The 18621-nt window shown below is 53.4% G+C and carries 13 protein-coding genes; 7 read left to right on the top strand and 6 right to left on the bottom strand.

Annotated elements, in window-relative coordinates:
• The first annotated feature begins 108 nt into the window (after nt 1-108).
• Nucleotides 109-2544, top strand: a complete 2436-nt coding sequence (locus R3C20_19535) for a DUF1592 domain-containing protein (protein ID MEZ6042696.1) — start codon at nt 109-111, stop codon at nt 2542-2544.
• A gap of 11 nt (nt 2545-2555) precedes the next feature.
• Here R3C20_19535 and R3C20_19530 read toward each other — a convergent pair whose 3' ends face one another.
• The 6 genes from R3C20_19530 to rpsB form a co-directional block, all read right to left on the bottom strand.
• On the bottom strand, nt 2556-2975 hold the full coding sequence (locus R3C20_19530) for a DNA polymerase ligase N-terminal domain-containing protein (protein MEZ6042695.1): 420 nt from the start codon (nt 2973-2975) through the stop codon (nt 2556-2558).
• Between the two features lie 69 nt (nt 2976-3044).
• Nucleotides 3045-3698 carry a zf-TFIIB domain-containing protein gene (locus R3C20_19525; protein ID MEZ6042694.1) on the bottom strand — a complete coding sequence of 218 codons (654 nt, stop codon included), beginning with the start codon at nt 3696-3698 and terminating at the stop codon, nt 3045-3047.
• Nucleotides 3699-3865: 167 nt separating this feature from the next.
• Entirely contained in the window at nt 3866-5440 is a 1575-nt protein-coding gene (locus R3C20_19520; protein ID MEZ6042693.1) for a calcineurin-like phosphoesterase family protein, read from the bottom strand.
• 276 nt (nt 5441-5716) lie between these two features.
• The gene (gene pyrH / locus R3C20_19515; protein MEZ6042692.1) at nt 5717-6475 is read right to left on the bottom strand and encodes a UMP kinase; all 759 of its coding nucleotides are present in this window, start codon (nt 6473-6475) and stop codon (nt 5717-5719) included.
• 99 nt (nt 6476-6574) lie between these two features.
• Nucleotides 6575-7408 (bottom strand): translation elongation factor Ts, encoded by an 834-nt coding sequence (tsf, locus tag R3C20_19510; protein MEZ6042691.1) that lies wholly within the window; start codon nt 7406-7408, stop codon nt 6575-6577.
• 107 nt (nt 7409-7515) lie between these two features.
• Nucleotides 7516-8262, bottom strand: coding sequence for a 30S ribosomal protein S2 (gene rpsB, locus R3C20_19505; GenBank protein ID MEZ6042690.1), 747 nt, complete (start codon nt 8260-8262; stop codon nt 7516-7518).
• Nucleotides 8263-8872: 610 nt separating this feature from the next.
• On the opposite strand from rpsB, the gene R3C20_19500 reads away from it, so the two are divergent.
• From R3C20_19500 to R3C20_19475, 6 genes are all read left to right on the top strand, one after another.
• The gene (locus R3C20_19500) at nt 8873-10267 is read left to right on the top strand and encodes a DUF1501 domain-containing protein (GenBank protein ID MEZ6042689.1); all 1395 of its coding nucleotides are present in this window, start codon (nt 8873-8875) and stop codon (nt 10265-10267) included.
• A 302-nt stretch (nt 10268-10569) separates the two neighbouring features.
• Complete coding sequence (locus tag R3C20_19495) at nt 10570-10848, top strand: hypothetical protein (GenBank protein MEZ6042688.1); 279 nt, start codon at nt 10570-10572, stop codon at nt 10846-10848.
• A gap of 831 nt (nt 10849-11679) precedes the next feature.
• Nucleotides 11680-13044, top strand: coding sequence for an NAD-dependent succinate-semialdehyde dehydrogenase (locus R3C20_19490; GenBank protein MEZ6042687.1), 1365 nt, complete (start codon nt 11680-11682; stop codon nt 13042-13044).
• Between the two features lie 355 nt (nt 13045-13399).
• Nucleotides 13400-15583, top strand: a complete 2184-nt coding sequence (locus tag R3C20_19485) for an HAD-IIB family hydrolase (protein ID MEZ6042686.1) — start codon at nt 13400-13402, stop codon at nt 15581-15583.
• Nucleotides 15567-17561, top strand: a complete 1995-nt coding sequence (locus tag R3C20_19480; protein ID MEZ6042685.1) for an alpha-amylase family glycosyl hydrolase — start codon at nt 15567-15569, stop codon at nt 17559-17561. Before R3C20_19485 ends, R3C20_19480 begins: the two co-directional genes overlap by 17 nt.
• 66 nt (nt 17562-17627) lie before the next feature.
• Nucleotides 17628-18440 carry an HAD-IIB family hydrolase gene (locus R3C20_19475; protein MEZ6042684.1) on the top strand — a complete coding sequence of 271 codons (813 nt, stop codon included), beginning with the start codon at nt 17628-17630 and terminating at the stop codon, nt 18438-18440.
• The last annotated feature ends 181 nt before the right edge of the window (nt 18441-18621 follow it).

Genomic DNA, 18621 nt, shown 5'->3' with positions numbered 1-18621 from the left:
TTTGAACTGTTCATGTTTCGGCTGAAGGCTGACTGCTCTCAATGTTCAACTGCAAACTGTAAAGCCTGAATGTCGGTCTTGAGGATAGTGTCTGTGGAAACAGGTAGGGTGTTCGTTTTCGTCTCGCTTTGCGCGATCGTTTTCGGCAATGCGTCAGAGACAGTTGACGCAAACGATGGAATTTCATGGGATGAGATCCTCCAGAAGGACTCACGCACGTTTCTTACCGACAACTGCCTCGAGTGCCATCAGGGAGCACAGCCGGATGGAGGTCTGGATCTTTCGGATTTAGTCAATGGCCATGCAGAAGGCGACCGGCTCGGGAACCTTGTGAGGATTATCGATCGCGTGAGATCGGGTGAGATGCCTCCTGCCGAAGCAGATCAACCGGACGATACACTGCGATCTGATTTTGTAACGAATACAACGAGCAGGCTTGTTCGATTCCAAAAACAATTGTTTGCCAGTGAGGGGCGAGTCCGTGGACGGAGACTCACGAATCTCCAGTTGGAACGAACACTGCATGATTTGCTCGGAATAGACATTCCCCTGGTAACATTGATGTCTGAGGAACCACGGACCGACGGTTTCGCAACTGTCGCAAGCGGCCAATCGATGTCGCATTTTCAACTGGATCAGCATCTAAAGGTTGTGGACGCAGCACTGGCAGAATCATTTCGTCGATCGGCGACTGTGTCGGATGAATGGACGCGGGACTTTTCTGCGGAACAGGTTGCCCGACAGAATCCCCAACGAAGATGTCGCGAACCTGAAATGATTGGCGATCTGGCAGTCGTCTGGTCGTCCCGGTTGATTTTCTACGGGCGATTGCCAGCGACCACGGCGCCGCAGGATGGCTGGTATCGGTTTCATTTGACGATTTCGGCTCGCAGGAAGCCGAAAAACCACGGCGTGTGGTGTACCGTTCGCAGCGGGCCTTGTGTGTCCAGCGCTCCCTTGCTGAATTGGGTCACTGCATTTGAAGCGTCAGATGAACCTCGCACACTTACGTTCGACGCATGGCTGCCTGCGGGACACATGCTTGAAGTTCGGCCGGGTGATTCGACACTGAAAATGGCAAGGTTCAGTGGTGGGCAGGTCGGTGCCGGAGAAGGGGATCCTCAGGATGTAGCCGGCGTGAACCTCCATTCATTGACGATGGCGAGGGTACACCATGGAGCGACGGATGCTGAAATCAGGAAACGACTGTTTGGCGATCTTCATGTGCAGGCAACTCCTGATAAGCCAGAACGAAATCGACGACAGATTGGTTCTGACAGGCAGCTGATTCAGGTTCAGACGAACAACCGTGAGTCTGATCTGAGGGATTTGATGCGGTCATTCATTGGGGATGCGTTCCGCAGACCTGTGAGTGATGAAGATGCCGGACCGTTCATCGAAAGTGCACTGAACGTCCTGCGTGGTGGTCAGCCGTTCGCAGAAGCTGTCCGCATGGGTTATCGAAGCGTGCTGTGTTCACCCAGGTTTCTCTACCTCAATGAGCGGCCGGGACTGTTGGACGATTATTCTTTGGCGAGTCGCCTGAGCTATTTTCTCTGGAACGGCCCCCCGGATCGGGAGTTGTTGCTACTTGCTGACCGCGGAGAACTACAGGATCCTGGAGTCCTTGATGGTCAGATTGATCGAATGCTGTCTCATCCGCGAGGGGCCCATTTCGTAACAGATTTTGCATCTGAATGGCTGGATCTGAGGTTGATCGACTTCACCGAGCCGGATCCTCGTCTGTATCCAGCGTTTGATGTGATCGTGCAACAGGCAATGCTGAATGAGACACATGCCTATCTTCAGGAAATGTTTGATCGAAATGAAAGCATTCAATTGCTGATTGATTCAGACCATACCTACCTGGATAGTCGCCTGGCTCGTTTCTATGGCATCGAGAATGTCTACGGTGATGGACTGCAGCGAATCGATCTGAAACCTGAGCACCATCGAGGTGGAATTCTAACGCAGGGTGCGGTCCTGAAGGTAACCGCAAATGGTACAACGACTTCACCCGTCACACGCGGCGTTTGGATTGGCGAACGATTGCTTGGCGAAGAGATCCCGCCACCGCCTCAGGGTGTGCCAGCCATCGAACCTGATATTCGTGGCGCTACCAGTATTCGTGAGTTACTTGCCAAACATCGAAACAACGATTCCTGTGCATCTTGCCATGTGAAAATAGATCCACCTGGGTTTGCACTGGAAAACTATGACCCTTCTGGTCGGTATCGTGAAACCTACGCGACAGGAGGGCGAGCAAATTCGAATCGTGCTGTTCGGATTGATGCGTCTTACGATATGGCTGACGGTCAACATTTCCATGATACCGATGAATTTCGGACGATAGTACAAAGTCGCCCTGAGTCTCTGGCGAGAAACTTCGCAGCCAAACTATTGACCAAGGGTACCGGAGCCACCGTCCAGTTTGCCGACAGACAGGATCTGGATTCCATCGTTGAGTCCACCAGAATCGATAACTTTGGCGTGAAATCGATCCTGAAAGCGGTGGTCCGGAGCGCCGTGTTCCGTTCGAAGTAGCCGTATTATCGCTACATGAAACGCCAGAATTCCTCGCCATGTTCGTTCCGGCGGAACGTCGCAACTTGCCATTTGGTCGCGGCTTGCGAGTCTTCATCGGCGATGTGATGAAATCGGAACTCTGTAAGATCAACAGCATGTTCCGTTAGCATTGTGGATCCATCTGGCTCGAAGATCAGGCACTCACAAGGCAGGGAGAATAAACCACTGGCCAGTTTCTTCACTGTACCTCTTCCCATGGTTACGGGGCCTTCGTAATTCAGGTACATTCGGCGGTGGTCGTGAATTCGTTGAGCGCTAATCCAGACGTTGCACTTTGGCTCTTGAAGAAGACGCCAGGTGGCAGCCAGGTCGGTGTTGGAATTCTCGAGAAGGAAGTCCCAGTGCAGTGTTGGGTGATCGTGGATCAGAATGACAAACCTGGCGTTCATTCCAACAGCCCTGCTCTCGGGTAGTTCCTGCGGCCTCAGGACGTTCGAAAGGCCTCCGTACGCAGGCTATCAACCGAACAGCCAGTCCGCAATTTGCTGTAGAGGGTGGGTGGATTCAACGGGGTGAGAGCCGAGCGACGAAACGTTTTGCGGGTTGCATAGAGCGGCATCCGGTTGTCTCCAGCCAGATTCGGTGCCACCAGCCGCGCGTTCGATTCTGGACATTTCTCCGTGATCAAGCCACACGAGGTTACAGTCGCAGCAGGAGTCGATCACCACATTGCCCGGGCCGTAATACGGATGGACATCCATTTTCCTGCGGCAGTTGGGACAGTGAATCCGGCGTTCGTATTGACGTGTATCGATTGGCGGGGCAAGTTCGGAATCCAGATTTGTCCGCCGCGCTCGGCGCTGCCGCAGTGCCGTGGCGAATTGCGGTCGACTCATCAGGACACCGCAGCATTCTTCGCAGAAGGCTGCTGGCTGGTCATCCAGCGCACCGGTCGCAAGTGGAACGCTGCAGCACGGACAACGCGATTCCAGCATCTGACCTGTCGGGGTGATGCGGTCTTTTGCCAGAGGATGGTCCGTGGAAAATACAAGGGAGGTGCAGAATCGGCATGTAAAATATTCGTGACCAGCAACAGGTTGCACAAGACCACCGCACTGGGGGCAATTGATTGCTCGGGTACCACTCTGCGCCTCCGGGGGAATTGTTTTCATCTCGATTCTCTGCCTGTATTCAACACGAGGTCAGCAAGTATTGCCGGTCGAACTTTTTCATCTCATCGTTCTCCGGGAAACCTTATCTCCGTTCCTGCTGTGGAAAAAAAAACGCCTGATGGATCAAATCCACCAGACGCTGTTAGGGTTCTGAATTTGCCGATTGCTCAATTGATGCGGATGATGCGAGTTCCAGTCATGACGATTCCGTCGGAATTGGTTGCCCGCACATGGATCAAGTGGGTACCTGGCTCCACAACTCCCAGGTTAGCCTTCCAGAGGTGTGGACAGACCATAGGCTTGGGCAGCTTCCGCCAGAGCAACGCCTCACCGATCCGGGTTTCTTCCTGAACCAGGGTTTGAAACAAAGGGTCGGGAGACAGCTCTCTAATCATCGGGATCCATTCTGACGACGAGTCCAGCTTCCACTCGACAACGGCATTCGGCATCGCGTTGAACGCATTCGCGTGGAAGATCTGTTTTTCTGCATCCGCCGCGGCGACTACCTCAGGTGCTGTGATGCGAATCTGGTATTCGGGTTCTCGGCGAGCAGCGCGGTATTCCAGTTGGTACTTCGTTCCATCGAAATGCATCACCGTGTGTCCATTGGGGGTGCCATCAGCACACATCGTGTGTGGAATTCCCTCTTCTGATGGTTTTCCTGACCACCATGAACCGCAAACGGTTACGTTGATGATGTGGTGATGCGGCCGTGAGCCCTTCCAGCCATCCTGTTCATTCATAAAGACGTGTTCATGGTGATGCGTGTGTCCGGCCAGAGAGATACAGTGTTCGCGGGATTCCAGCAACCGCAGCAGTTTTTCCCGACGAGGTTCAAGCCATGGTGTGGAGCGTACCAGGGGAATATGCATCATGGCCACAACGAGTTGATCCTGCGGAACGTTCGCCAGATCGTTCTCGATGAATGTCAGTTGCCTTTCGCTCAGTCCGGACCGGTAGAACTTGCGATCGCCGTCCCGCATCCAGTGTACGTCATCAACAGAAATGAAATGAATGTTGCCATAATTGAACGAGTAGTAGGCAGGGCCGTAGACACGCTCGAACGTCTCATCGCTGAGCTCATCAGTTTCAGAGGCGTAATTGATATCATGGTTTCCGATGACGTTGTACCACGGTATTCCGATCTTGCCGACGGTGCGATTCAGGCTGTCAAACAGGCTGAGATCGTCGAACAGAATGTCGCCAAGTGTTACTCCAAAAGCAGCATCCTCCCCCACGAGTCCTTCAATGACGTCGTGAGCGATGTAGTCGATTTCTTTTTGGTCGCGTGGCTGCGGGTCACCAAAGAACACAACGTCAAATGCCGGGGATTCAGCAGATTTCGTCAGTGGGAAATTCACTGTCGATGGAAGAGGACCAGTAGGATCAACTCCCGGAAATTTTAGATTTCGGGGAGATCCGTTGGGTTTATGGACGTAGTAAAACCTTGGTATGTGATTTTCGTCTGTTGGCGTCTGATAGTGCGATGGTTTGACAACGAAGAGGATTGTGTCATCGGTCACAGGGAGTTCGTATGTGCCGTCGGAGGCAGTTTGAACGACATCCTCGCCATTCGATACGGAAACGCCAGCGATCCCGCGTTCCCCCTGATCTCGCTCGCCGTTGCCGTTCGCATCTTCGAACACAACGCCTCGTGCCGTCTCTGCGGCGATGGTATCAACTGGAGATAACAGGACTGCAACAGCCACTGAAGCGACAGCGGATGTGAACCGGGTAGACATGGGGTGAAACCGTTTCGGCATGTGAGATTCCTTACGGTGGGAGGCGGGTTGGAAGACGAGACGCTGGCAGATGCTCTGCAGATGATTGTCAGCGTCCTTGTACGCAAGGATTGTGAAGAGTTTATTTGAAAACCGCTACCTGCGCATGAATTGCATAGAAATCTCGCAATTCCAATGCAGACATCGCGTCTATCGGGATGGGCATTCACCGGAGATTTTGGTCAAAGCCATCAGGGAAGCCAGTGGGGCACCGTAAGGCAGCTTCGGCAATGGCGATTACGTTGTGGGCCGACCGTCAGTTGTGACTCGAGTGCCGATGCGCTCTCCGGAAATTACGCGGGCAATGTTACCGGTCTTTCGATAGTTAAAGACGACGATTGGAATCTTGTGTTCCATACAGTGATGCATGGCCTGTGCATCCATCACCTGAAGGTTCTGCTCGAGGACATCGCGAAAGGAAATGTCGGTATAGCGAATGGCGTGCGGATTCCTGATCGGATCTTCCGAATAGACACCGTCGACTTTGGTGGCCTTCAGGACCACATCGGCGTCGATTTCACGCGCACGCAGGGCGGCTGCTGTGTCCGTCGTGACGAACGGACTTCCCGTGCCAGCGGCCAGGATGACGACTCGCCCTTTTTCCAGGTGTCGAAGGCAACGTCGACGAATAAATGGTTCGGCAACGCCCTCCATGCGAATTGCACTTTGCAGTCGCGTTGCGACCCCAATGCTCTCAAGGGCATCCTGTAAGGCCAGACCGTTGATGACGGTGGCCAGCATTCCCATGTAGTGGGCTGTCGAAGGAACGATGGTCTCACTGATTTCCGCGAACTGTTTGCCGCGAAGAATATTACCGCCGCCACAAACGATGGCCAGCTGAACGCCGGAAGCAACGACCGTCTTGATCTGCTGAGTAATTGACGCGACTTCTGACATACTAATGCCAGATTCGCCTTCGCGACAGAAGCTTTCCCCGCTGATTTTCAGCAGGACACGTTTGTAGACTGGTTGAACCGGAACATCATTTTCAGCCATAGCTGCACCCAGTGAATCTGAAATGAATGGGAAGTGAGACCCCGGAAAACAAAAAGCCTGGCCCCACGCGGGTGACCAGGCTTCGAATTCACCTGGCGGTTAGTTGCCAACCTGCCAGCGGAGGAAGCTGACAGCTTCGACACCAGCTTCGGACAATGCCTGAGCTACGGTCTTGCTGTCGTCTTTTGCGAATGGCTGGAAAAGCAGCACGCCTTGTTCGGCGTAGAATACTTTCATGCGGCCATCCACCATCTTCTCGATGATGTTATCGGGTTTACCGCTGGCTTTTGCCTCTGCACTCAGTCGATCTCGTTCTGCCTGAACCGCAGCCTTATCAAGTTCGTCCGTTGTGGTAACACTTGGACGCAGGGCCGCCACGTGCATTGCAACGTCCCGAAGAATTTCCGGATTGGTTGGTTCACCGGAGGCTTTGAAGAGGACGCCCGTCTTGAAGTCGTGGTGCACGTATGCGCCAACGGGGCCTTCCATCCTTACGATTCGATTGACAACGATTTTTTCTCGAATCTTGTTGACAATTTCTTCGTACTGCGTCTGGAAAGATTCAGAAGCACCATCCGCAGTCTGGCTCATTAGTTCTTCGGGCGTGGAAGCTCCGGGGCCGTTCAGCAGGTGGTCTGCCATCGACTGTCCCAGATTTCCAAGAACCTCACCAGTGGCAACGGGAGCGGATTCGCATTGGATTTCAACCATAGCGACTTCAGCGCCGTTGTCGCGCGATGCAACAAAAATGCGGCCTTCTTCCGTTGCGTTATCTGCCCGTTTCACCTGAATCTTCTTGAACTGTTCCTTCAGGATTTCGATGGCCTTTGCTTCATCTCCGCCGGCTTCGGTCAGAGCTTTCTTGCATTCCATCATTGGAAGGTCAGTTTTTTCACGCAGGGCTTTCACTGCTGCGGCTGTAATTTCCGCCATGATATTCATTCTCCCGTAGATGTACTGACAATGCCACATGCACCCGAATGACGCATGTGGCATTTATTCTGATCGTGTCAGTTAAGTTTTCAGTGAAGATAGCTGGATCAGCGAACGTTTGGTACGGCTTTTGGTTCGCTCGACGGATCTGACTTTCGTGGTTCTTCAGGACGCAGGCTGCGTCCCTGTTTGATCGCGTCGGTCAGGTGCTGAACGATCAGTCGAATTGATCGAAGGCTGTCGTCATTGCCCGGAATCACGAGGTCGACTGTATCCGGATCCGAGTCCGTATCAATCAACGCCACAACCTTGATGCCAAGCAGCTTTGCTTCGTGAATGGCGTTCTTTTCCTTCGACGGATCGATAACCACCAGACACTCGGGAAGACGATTCATCTCACGAATACCGTTCAGGTTTCGGTAGATTTTTTCGTATTCGCGTGTCAGTTGCGACTGCATCTTCTTGGAGTAGTTGCGGATCTCTCCGGTTTCTCGCAGCTGTTCGAGTTCTTCAAGTCGCTTCAAGCGACTTCGAACAGTTCGAAAGTTGGTCAGGGTGCCCCCCAGCCATCTTTCAGTGACGTAAGGCATCTTTGCTTCTGCGGCAAGTTCTTCCACGGATGCTGCGGCTTGTCGCTTGGTGCCGACGAACAAAACCAGGCTTCCCTGAGCGGCAACGCGCAGAAGGTACTTTTTAGCCCGGATCAGTCCGCGGATGGTTTCCTTAATGTCAATAATGTGGATCTGGTTCCGACGACCATAAATGTATGGTCGCATTTTAGGGTTCCAGCGACTGGAACGGTGTCCGTAGTGTACACCTGCATCCAGAATCTCTTTCACCACAATCTCAGCCATTGCCGATCTCCTGTAAGATACGACCGAAATGGTCGCAGCCAGTGATTTCGACCCTTTGGCGGGTAAGAAACACCAGCACAGAACAATTGTGTGAATGTCGAAGGACGAGAATCGAATTCCGACACGCAACACGCCACCGTCGTTCGGGAGGTGGCCAAATCCCGCCGTCGCCAACTACTGGCCACGGATTTGAAGCCGGGTACAATACCCAGCACCTTGTGGAGCGTCAAACAGCCATATCACCCAATCCTCTGTGTCAGCCACTTTTGGGACACAAACGTCGACAAAGTGGTGAAATGGCAGAAATCGATCCCAGGTTCATCCCAAATCGGCTGAATCGGCTTGCGCCTGCAATGATTGATTTGAGGCCCCTTCGTTTTCACTGTATACCTGACCATATTCTCTGATTTCAGAGTCCCCTGCCCCACGATGCCACCCTTCAGGAGAAAGCAAGTCAGGCATTGACTGATTGCTTTTTTGTCTCCTCCGTTGCGTGGTCCTGCCTACCGGATACTGTGCTATGAGCAAGCAATTTGCGTTCGAACTCCCGGATAATTCAGCCCCGGATTCTTCATCTGCGTCTGGGCCCATTGCTGTAGGGCGTCGCGGGATGTTGACGCGCTGTGGGATGGGAATGGGGGCATTGGCTCTGGCTGGAATGCTGAAACGCAGCGAGGGAGCCGACGATTTGGCCGCCCCGCTGAATCCTCTGAGGCCAGGATTTCCGCAGTTTCCATCCCGAGTGAAGCACGTCATTCATCTGTTCATGAATGGCGGTCCGTCCCAGGTTGATACCTTCGATCCAAAGCCAGAGCTTCAAAAACGTGGCGGAGAAACCATCAGTAGCGGAAACCTTCGGACCGAACGTCCCACAGGCGCGTTGTTTCCTTCCCCGTATCGGTTCCGGCCGTATGGTGAAAGTGGTATCGAAGTCAGCGAGTTGTTCCCCAGCGTAGCGCAGCACGTGGACGACATGTGCATTATTCGATCCATGCACGCAGATGTACCCAATCATGAGCCATCGCTGCTGCTGATGAACTGCGGTGAAGCGCGGCTTGTTCGCCCGAGTATGGGTTCGTGGCTAACGTATGGTCTTGGCACAGAGAACCAGAATCTCCCGGCGTTCGTCGCGATGTGTCCCGGCGGCTACCCGATTCAGGAATCGCAAAACTGGCAGAATGCGTTTCTTCCCGGTGTGTTTCAGGGGACCTACATCGATACCCGGAACACAGAAATTGACAAACTCATCGAGAACATCCGAAACGATCGGATCTCCCCGGCTCAGCAACGCAGGCAACTGCAACTTCTAAGAGCACTCAACGAACGTCACCGACTTGAACGTACGGGCGATGCTCAACTGGAAGCACGACTGCAATCCTTCGAGCTTGCGTTCCGAATGCAGACTGAGGCGGCTGAGGCATTCGATGTGACCCGCGAACCAAAGCATGTTCTGGAACGATACGGAAGTGGCGAACAGGCCCGCCAGATTTTGATCGCCAGGCGTCTTGTCGAACGTGGGGTCCGTTTTGTGCAGGTGTGGCATGGAGCGGGGCAGCCATGGGATAACCACGATGACATTGAAGTCAATCACCGTCGTCTGGCTCAGCAATGTGACAGTGCGATCGGCGCTCTGTTAACCGACTTGAAAGAGCGTGGGATGCTTGAGGAAACGCTTGTCATCTGGGGAGGAGAGTTCGGAAGGACGCCCGTCGTCGAACTACCGAAAAAGGGATCCAACGCCGGCAAGATCAATGGCCGTGACCACAATCACTGGGGATTCACCATGTGGATGGCCGGTGGTGGCGTACGCGGTGGATATGTCCATGGAGCGACAGATGAGTTCGGATTCCGCGCTGTCGAAAACAAGGTGCACGTGCACGATCTTCATGCGACCATTATGAAACTGATGGGATTCGACCACGAGAAGTTCACCTATCATTATGCAGGTCGTGATTTCCGATTAACGGACGTCCACGGTCGAGTCGTAGACGAGTTGATTGCCTGACCTGACTGTCCGTTGAAAAATTGGGACAGGCACGCGGGACGTCTGTCAACCGTCGTCTTTCAGGTCTGCTGCTCGAGCCAGTCCCGTTCTTCAACAGGCTGTTAAGTTAAGTTAATCCCTGATTCCGCCCCGAATGATATTGTTGTGCGTAGTGGTGCACGACGACTTCGTATGGCCTGATGCTTGTGCTGCCCACCAGGGGGGCTTATGCTTCCGCCTTTGCCACATCGGCCGGGAATCGTTTCGGGCCGTCGTTTCAGTGAACGAACGAAATACAGTGAACGAATGAAAGAGGGGAATTGATGAAGCTGAATCTTCTTGTTGTTGCAGCAATCATTTGTCTGGTCACTCTCGTTAGCCAGCGAGAAACGATCGCCGCCGCTGACGTACCTCTTTCTGTCAATGCATATGCTGATGCGGGGACAATTCCCATGCTTGCCCAGGCCGGGGAAGACGATGGTTATAGTCCCAGCACGCGAGTGCGGAGCCGCTCTGTTCGCGGGCTCATCTCACTGGTGCTTTTGGGCGTTGCTGGCGTAGGCTGGATTTTCAAGAAATTGTTCGGTGGTGGCGAATCCTAGCCTGGCAGCGTTTTGAAAACGGGACTGGCTTGAGCAGGACACCTCAAAACACGATGGATTCCGGTTGTCCTGCGTGCCTGTCCCGGTTTTTCAATGGACAGCTGGAACGAAATGTTTCAATTGAACCGACGAAGAGTTGAACCGTGTTGGCGGTGACGGCCCTTCGATGAAAGTTGTGTCGCTCCGGATCGGCTCAGGACTTTGAATTGCATCCGGAAGTATCAAGCCAAATCGTTGAGGCGAATCCACCAGAGTGATTTTGCTCGTTTGCCAGCGAGGCAATCGGCGGAAGCTGTCGGCAATCGCTGGAGCCAGAGCGGGCGCTCGTGCTGGAAGGCGTGATGGTGCGGATGATTGATTTTTTGATGCGGTCGCCATCGTCAGGGCGAAGGCTGTCAAGAAAATATCAATCCATCAATCGAAGGCGAAAAGGTTGGTGCAAAAGGTGGTGGCCCGGCCCCTGCATCGGCTTTGCCCGATTCTGTGTTTTACTACCGCCCTCGGCGTTTCTCCCCTGCACTTCTCGGAGAGCCTCGGTTGCGCCGCTCACGCACGCTCGGGAAAGTCGTCAGCCATCGCCATAGATACCAGCATGAAGACGTTTCACGAATGGTTGCCCCGCCATCCGTGTCAAGAACAACACACCGCCGCCAAACATGCCATGACTGAATTTCGTGCGGCATTGTCGCATCCTGATATGATGCTGACACGAAGGTTTTAGCGGGGTTTGAATTTCGACTTTTGGCTGCCGGCGACAATTGGCTTTAATGTTTAGCGGCAGGGCGATTCGAATTTGCGTGGATCAACCCGGATAGCAGGGGACGAATGAAAATGAGTCTGAGTTCGACGAATCCATTCGATGGACAACTGATTGAACGCTATGAAGAGTTCTCGATCTCTCGCACGATGGATTGTGTGAGCCGTTCGTGGATGGCTTTCAAAGAGTGGCGAACGACCGGGATGGACCATCGTGCTCAGTGCCTTAGGCAAGTGGCGGGTCGCCTTCGAGCTGGCTCCCGCGAGTTTGCAGAATTGATGACGATGGAAATGGGCAAGCCAATTCTTCAGTCTCGGGCGGAGATTGAGAAATGCGCGATGACGTGTGAATTCTATGCGAACCACGCGGCACGCTTTCTGCAACCAGAATCTGTGGAGACTGAGGCCAGACACAGTTGCGTTTCGTATGAGCCTCTTGGTCCTGTCCTGGCCGTCATGCCCTGGAATTTTCCATTCTGGCAGGTGTTTCGTTTCGCTGCTCCCGCATTGATGGCCGGCAATACGGCACTGCTGAAGCATGCTTCGAACGTGACCGGTTGTTCGTTGGCCATACAGAGAATCTTTACCGATGCAGGAGTGATGGAGGATGCTTTTCAATCTTTGCTGATCGGTTCAAAACAAGTGCCCGACGTGCTTGCTCGCCGGGAAGTAAGAGCGGTCACGTTGACCGGCAGCGAAAGTGCTGGACGCAGCGTTGCTGCAAATGCAGGACAGCATCTCAAAAAATGCGTACTGGAACTTGGGGGCTCAGACCCATTTATTGTTCTTGAGGATGCTGACATCCTGTCCACAGCAGAGGCTGCGGTTGCGGCGAGAACCATGAACAGCGGCCAGAGTTGCATCGCGGCCAAGCGTTTTCTGGTTCATGAGCGGATCTACAATGAATTCGTGGAGGCCATGATTGAAGGGATGGAAAAGCTGACGCCTGGCGATCCACTGCTCGAATCAACGCAGCTCGGACCGCAGGCACGACGTGACTTGCGGGATGAACTTCATAAGCAGGTACAGCAGTCAATCCGGCAGGGATCAGAATTACGTCTGGGGGGCAGGATTCCGGACGGCGCCGGGGCTTTTTATCCCTGCTCGGTGCTTTCAAATGTGACTCCGGGCATGGTTGCATTCGATGAAGAACTGTTCGGACCCGTTGCGGCTGTGACTCCTTTCGACACAGCCGAACGGGCCATTCATCTCGCAAATCAGTCAAGATTCGGATTGGGGGCCAGCATCTGGACGGCAGACGTCGATCGTGTCTCTGACCTTCTGCCGCAGTTGGAATCAGGGTCAGTCTTCGTGAATGAAGTCACTAAGTCTGATCCGAGGATGCCTTTTGGTGGTGTCAAGGATTCTGGTTACGGTCGGGAGTTGAGTGCGTTTGGGATCCGAGAATTCACCAATATCAAGTCGATTTGGGTGAAGTAGAAGATCGCTGATGAAATGCCCTGGCCTCGGCAGCAGGGGCATTCTCTGTCAACCGGGCCGGAATCCGCGGCGTGTGTTTTTGGGGATAGATGTTCACCCCGGATCTGTGATTTGTCGAATTAACTGGTTTTCTTTTCAGATCGACAGGTCCAGATGCTGGTCAAATGGACTCGCGTGTCTAAAACGGCTTTTGAAAGTGCGCGACAGTGCCAGCTGATCAGTCGGGTCCATCGCGCACATCAAAATCCCGCTCTTACCTACTTCTGACAGTGAGCGACTCAAGTTAATAATGGGTTGAGCTTCGAGTCAGACGTTCGATGCAGAACTGGCCGTGGCCAGAATTCTGAGCTGTCGGATGAAAACAGATCGAAAGGAACCACCAACCGTGTCGACGGGTAATGGTTTGAAGATCACGCTCTTAAGTCTTCACGGTTTGATCCGTGTGCATGAACCTGAACTGGGCCGCGACTCTGACACTGGCGGTCAAACCCGCTATGTTCTCGAACTGGCGGAGGAACTTGGGAGACGCGATGAAGTTCGCGAAGTCGAGTTAATTACGCGACAGGTGATCGATCGTCGAGTCGACGCACAGTACGCACAGCTCGAAGAGCGAATTGGGGAGAAGGCGAGGCTTGTGCGAATTCCGTTCGGGCCGAAACGCTATCTGCGTAAGGAGTCGTTGTGGCCGTACCTGGAGCTGTTCATTGATCAGGCGCTTGTCCATTTCCGAAAGCATGGGCTGCCGGACCTGATTCACGGGCACTATGCAGATGCAGGCTTCGCCGGAGCTCAGTTGTCGCGACTCCTGCATATCCCTTTTGTCTTCACAGGGCATTCTCTCGGGCGTGTGAAACGGCAACGCCTGGCGCTCGACAACAGTGATCCACAGGTACTGGAACGCAGGTACAGATTTCTAACGCGTGTCGAGGCAGAGGAAACGTCTCTTGAAACCGCTTCGATGGTGGTGACGAGTACAAATCAGGAAGTTGAGCAACAGTACGAACTGTACGATCACTACCAGCCGGATCGCATGGAAGTGATACCGCCGGGTGTTGACTTGTCGGCATTCCGTCCTGCAGACAGCAATTGGCAGCCACCTCGGATTGCGGAAGAATTGAGCTGCTTTCTGCGAAATCCGGGCAAACCGATGATCCTTGCAATGGCAAGGCCGGATGAACGCAAGAACCTTGAAATGCTGGTGCGTGTGTATGGTGGAAGTGAACGTCTTCAGGAGGCCGCGAACCTGGTTCTGGTGATGGGGACTCGCGAAGACCTGCGGGAACTTCCCAAGTCACAGCAGTCCGTCCTGAACAATGTACTTTACCTGATCGATCGTTTCGATCTGTATGGGTTGGTCGCGTACCCCAAATCGCATTCACCGTCCGATGTGCCGGATCTTTATCGACTGGCTGCACAGGGACGGGGCGTCTTTATCAATCCAGCGCTAACGGAACCGTTCGGGCTCACTCTGCTTGAAGCAGCGGCCAGTGGAGTTCCCATTGTGGCCACGAACGATGGCGGTCCCACGGACATCATTGCGAACTGTCGAAATGGATTGTTGGTAGACCCGCTGTCAGAAAAAGACATCGAGAAGGCGCTGCTGAGAGTTCTGTGTGAACCGAAGCGATGGGACGAATGGTCCGCAAACGGGATCACCGGAACGCGGGAGCATTACAGCTGGAGCAAGCACGTCGATCGTTATCTGAGGGATGTTCGAGACATTGTGCAGCATTCGGAGACCCCGGTTGCGGCTTCAGAACGCGCTAAGCATCGACAATTGCCGGCCTTTGATCGGCTGATTATCACGGATTTGGACAATACCCTGACAGGAGACGATGAGGCACTACACCGGCTCATGTCCGTCGTTCAGGACGTCGAGAACGTTGGATTTGGAATCGCCACCGGAAGAACACTTGAAAGCGCAATGAATCTGATTGAGGAACTTGGAATTCCGGTTCCGGACGTGCTCTCAACAGACTCCGGGACTGGTCTGCACTATGGGAAGAGTTTAACGCCCGATCTGACCTGGCAAAAGCAGATCGGTGATGCATGGGAACCCGATGAGGTGCGGAAGGTGCTGGATCGATTGCCCGGCGTATTTCCACAACCGGAAGAGCATCAGGGGCCCTATAAAGTCTGTTATGAAGTGGACACTTCGCTCGCGCCGAAACCTGCAGCGATTCGAAAATTACTGCGCGAGGCCGGGTTGCGGGCTAAGGTGGTGTTGTCACTTGGTATGTACCTGGATGTAATCCCCGTTCGTGGTGGAGCGGATTTGTCGATTCGGCACCTGCTCTGGAAATGGGGCTTTCTGCCGGAACGGGTCCTTGTGGCTGGCGATTCCGGTAATGATGCCGGCATGCTGCTTGGAAAGACTCTGGGAGTCGTCGTTTCGAACTACAGCAGCGAGCTGGAACATCTTCGGAAACGCCCCCGAATCTATTTTGCTTCAACCCCCCATGCCTCTGGTGTGCTCGAAGGTATCGAGTACTACCAGTTTATGAATGATATTGTGATCCCCAATGACTGGATCGACTGACCCCGGAACAGAATCGGCAGAGTCTTCGGATGATCTTGCTTTCAAGTCGAATTTGACACTTCAGCGATTGAATCCCCGCCTGCAAATTGTTTGGCAGGAACTGGACGACATTGCCCTGCAGCGTGAATTCGATGTGCGTTTGCGCCAGCATTGGAAGGACTTGTTCAGAATTCTGCTTCATCTCTATGGGCACCGCTACGATTTCTTCTTTCACGTCGAGCAGGTGCTGGTGACGGCTGCGCAGGCGTTTTGCCACCGATCGGATTCGTTGAGAGAGCTCGATCGCCAGCGGATAAATGATCCGGAATGGTTTCAGTCTCAGTGCGTTGTCGGTGGTGCCCTGTACGTGGATTTGTTCAGTGAGAATCTCGGGCGGCTGCGGGAGCATATTGGTTATTTTCAGAAACTGGGGCTGACCTATTTACATCTCATGCCTTTATTCGCCGTTCGCCCCGGTGACAATGATGGTGGCTACGCGATCAGCAACTACCGATCTGTCGACCCTCGACTTGGCACCATCGAAGATCTGCGGTTACTTGCTGACGACCTGAGAGCGGCGGGCATCTCGCTCGTGCTCGATTTTGTCTTTAACCATACATCAGAAGACCATGAATGGGCGATGCAGGCGCAGGCAGGTGTTCGGGAGTATCAGGAGTTCTATCACATATTTCCTGATCGCCGTTTGCCTGATCAGTACGAAGCCACTCTTCGGGATATTTTCCCGACGGTGCGTCGGGGAAGTTTTACGCGACACGACGAAATGTCTGCGTGGGTCTGGACCACATTCAATAGTTTTCAATGGGACCTGAATTATCACAATCCGGCTGTATTCCGAGCCATGGCAGAAGAAATGCTGTTCATTGCCAACACCGGAGTCGACGTGCTGCGTCTGGATGCTGTCGCTTTTATCTGGAAGCAAATGGGGACCAGTTGTGAAAACCTGCCGGAAGCTCATCTCCTGATCCAGGCATTTAATCTGATGGCACGGATCGCAGCGCCCTCTCTGGTCTTCAAGTCGGAGGCGATTGTTCATCCGGATGAAGTGGTGAAGTATATCTCTGTGCGGGAATGCCAGATTTCTTACAACCCAACACTCATGGCGTTGTTGTGGGAATCACTTGCTACTCGAAAGACGTCTCTGCTGGTCAAGACGTTAAGTCATCGATATCGACTGCCTGAGGGGACTGCCTGGGTCAACTATCTGCGGTGCCACGATGATATTGGGTGGACGTTCGATGATCAGGATGCCGCGGAAATAGGGATCAATGGTTACGATCATCGCCGATTCCTGAATGAGTTCTACACCGGGCAGTTCAAAGGATCGTTTGCTCGCGGAGTTCCGTTTCAGCACGACCCCAAGACAGGGGACATGCGGATTTCAGGCACACTGGCGTCACTTGCCGGACTGGAGCAGGCGATTGAACTGGATGACCCCGAGCTGAAAGAACTGGCCGTCCGGCGAATCCTGTTGTTACACGGTATCACATTGAGTATCGGAGGTATCCCCCTGATCTATCTGGGAGAAGAATGGGGAATGCTGAACGATTACGACTTCGTGAAGGACCCGGCGAAGGCCGGTGATACCCGTTGGGTCCACCGACCGAAAATGCAGTGGCAGTTTCTTGAGGATCTGGGAGAAGACGTTCAGTCGACTGAAGGTGTCATTCGGAACAGGATTTTTCGTTCATTGCAACGCATGATTTTTCTGCGACAGAATCTACCTGCCCTGCACGGCGCGCAGATGGAATTGTTTGATTCCCATGAAGTTCGGGTTCTTGCATTCGTCCGCGCCCACGAAGGCAATCGTCTGGTTGTTCTGGCAAATTTCAGTGAAGAACAGTGTCAGCTTCCGGGCAATTATCTTCGCACTGCAGGGATGGGAAGATTCTTCCGCGATGCGATCAGCGAAGTTGAGTATCCGACCTCGGAACCCCTGAATCTTGATGCCTATCAGATCCTGTGGCTGGAACGCGTGTAGTTGACCCCGACGCTGAACCCGTACGCTACGGTTAGATCGGCCTGTTACGTTTGAAGTGAGGATTCTGTGCCACGGATAAAAGCCCTAGCAACGGACCTTGATGGAACGCTCATTCCATTGGCGGACCGGAAAGAGAACATCGATGATCTGAAAAAGCTGTGTGCGCTGCTTCATCGGCATCAAATGGATCTGATATTTGTAACCGGCCGACATTTTGAATCGGTCATGGCGGCAATCGATCAGCATCAGTTGCCTCGACCTGAATGCATGCTCTGCGATGTTGGCACGACCTTTTGGAGACGGAGTCCTTCGGGGTACGAGATTGATTCGGTTTACACAGAGCGATTGCGGCAGATTGCGAGTGATATGGATCAGCAGCAGGTTGCTGCTGCTGCGGCTGCCATCGGATCACTGAAATTGCAGGAACGCGAGAAACAGGGAATGTTCAAACTCAGTTTTTACCTGGATTCCTCAACGCTGGACGTTTCCGTGAATCGATTGAAGGCAAAGATTCAGCAGGGAAGACTGCCATTCGATTTGGTGGCCAGCGTGGACCCATTCAATGGAGTTGGACTGCTGGATATTCTTCCGAAAGGAGTCTCCAAAGCCTTCGGTCTGCACTGGTGGTGCGAGCAGACAGGCCTACGGCACGATCAACTGATCTTTGCGGGAGATTCGGGTAACGATCGAGCTGCATTAGCGTCCAGTCACAAGGCAATCGTCGTGGCGAATGCTCCCCGAACAATGGCAGAGGAGATTATTGCGTACCATAAACATCAGGGCACGCACGACGCCCTCTACTGCTCCCGGCAGGTTGCGACGAGCGGGGTCCTTGAGGGCCTTCGTCACTTTCTCTGCCAGGAGTCGGAAGGCGGTTAGCTCACTGCATCATCACCAGTCTGGCCGACAGGCATGCTGAAGAATCTTGGAACGTTTGTGCTATACAGATGCGGAAGCGGACGTTTGCGCTATCTTACCAGCCTGTTGAAAAACGGGACTGGCTCAAGCAGGAAACCTTAAAACACGACGGTTTCGAGTCGTCCTGCGTGCCTGTCCCGGT

It is taken from the genome of Planctomycetaceae bacterium (assembly GCA_041398825.1).
Classification (GTDB): domain Bacteria; phylum Planctomycetota; class Planctomycetia; order Planctomycetales; family Planctomycetaceae; genus F1-80-MAGs062.
This window is presented reverse-complemented; position numbering and strand designations above follow the sequence as displayed.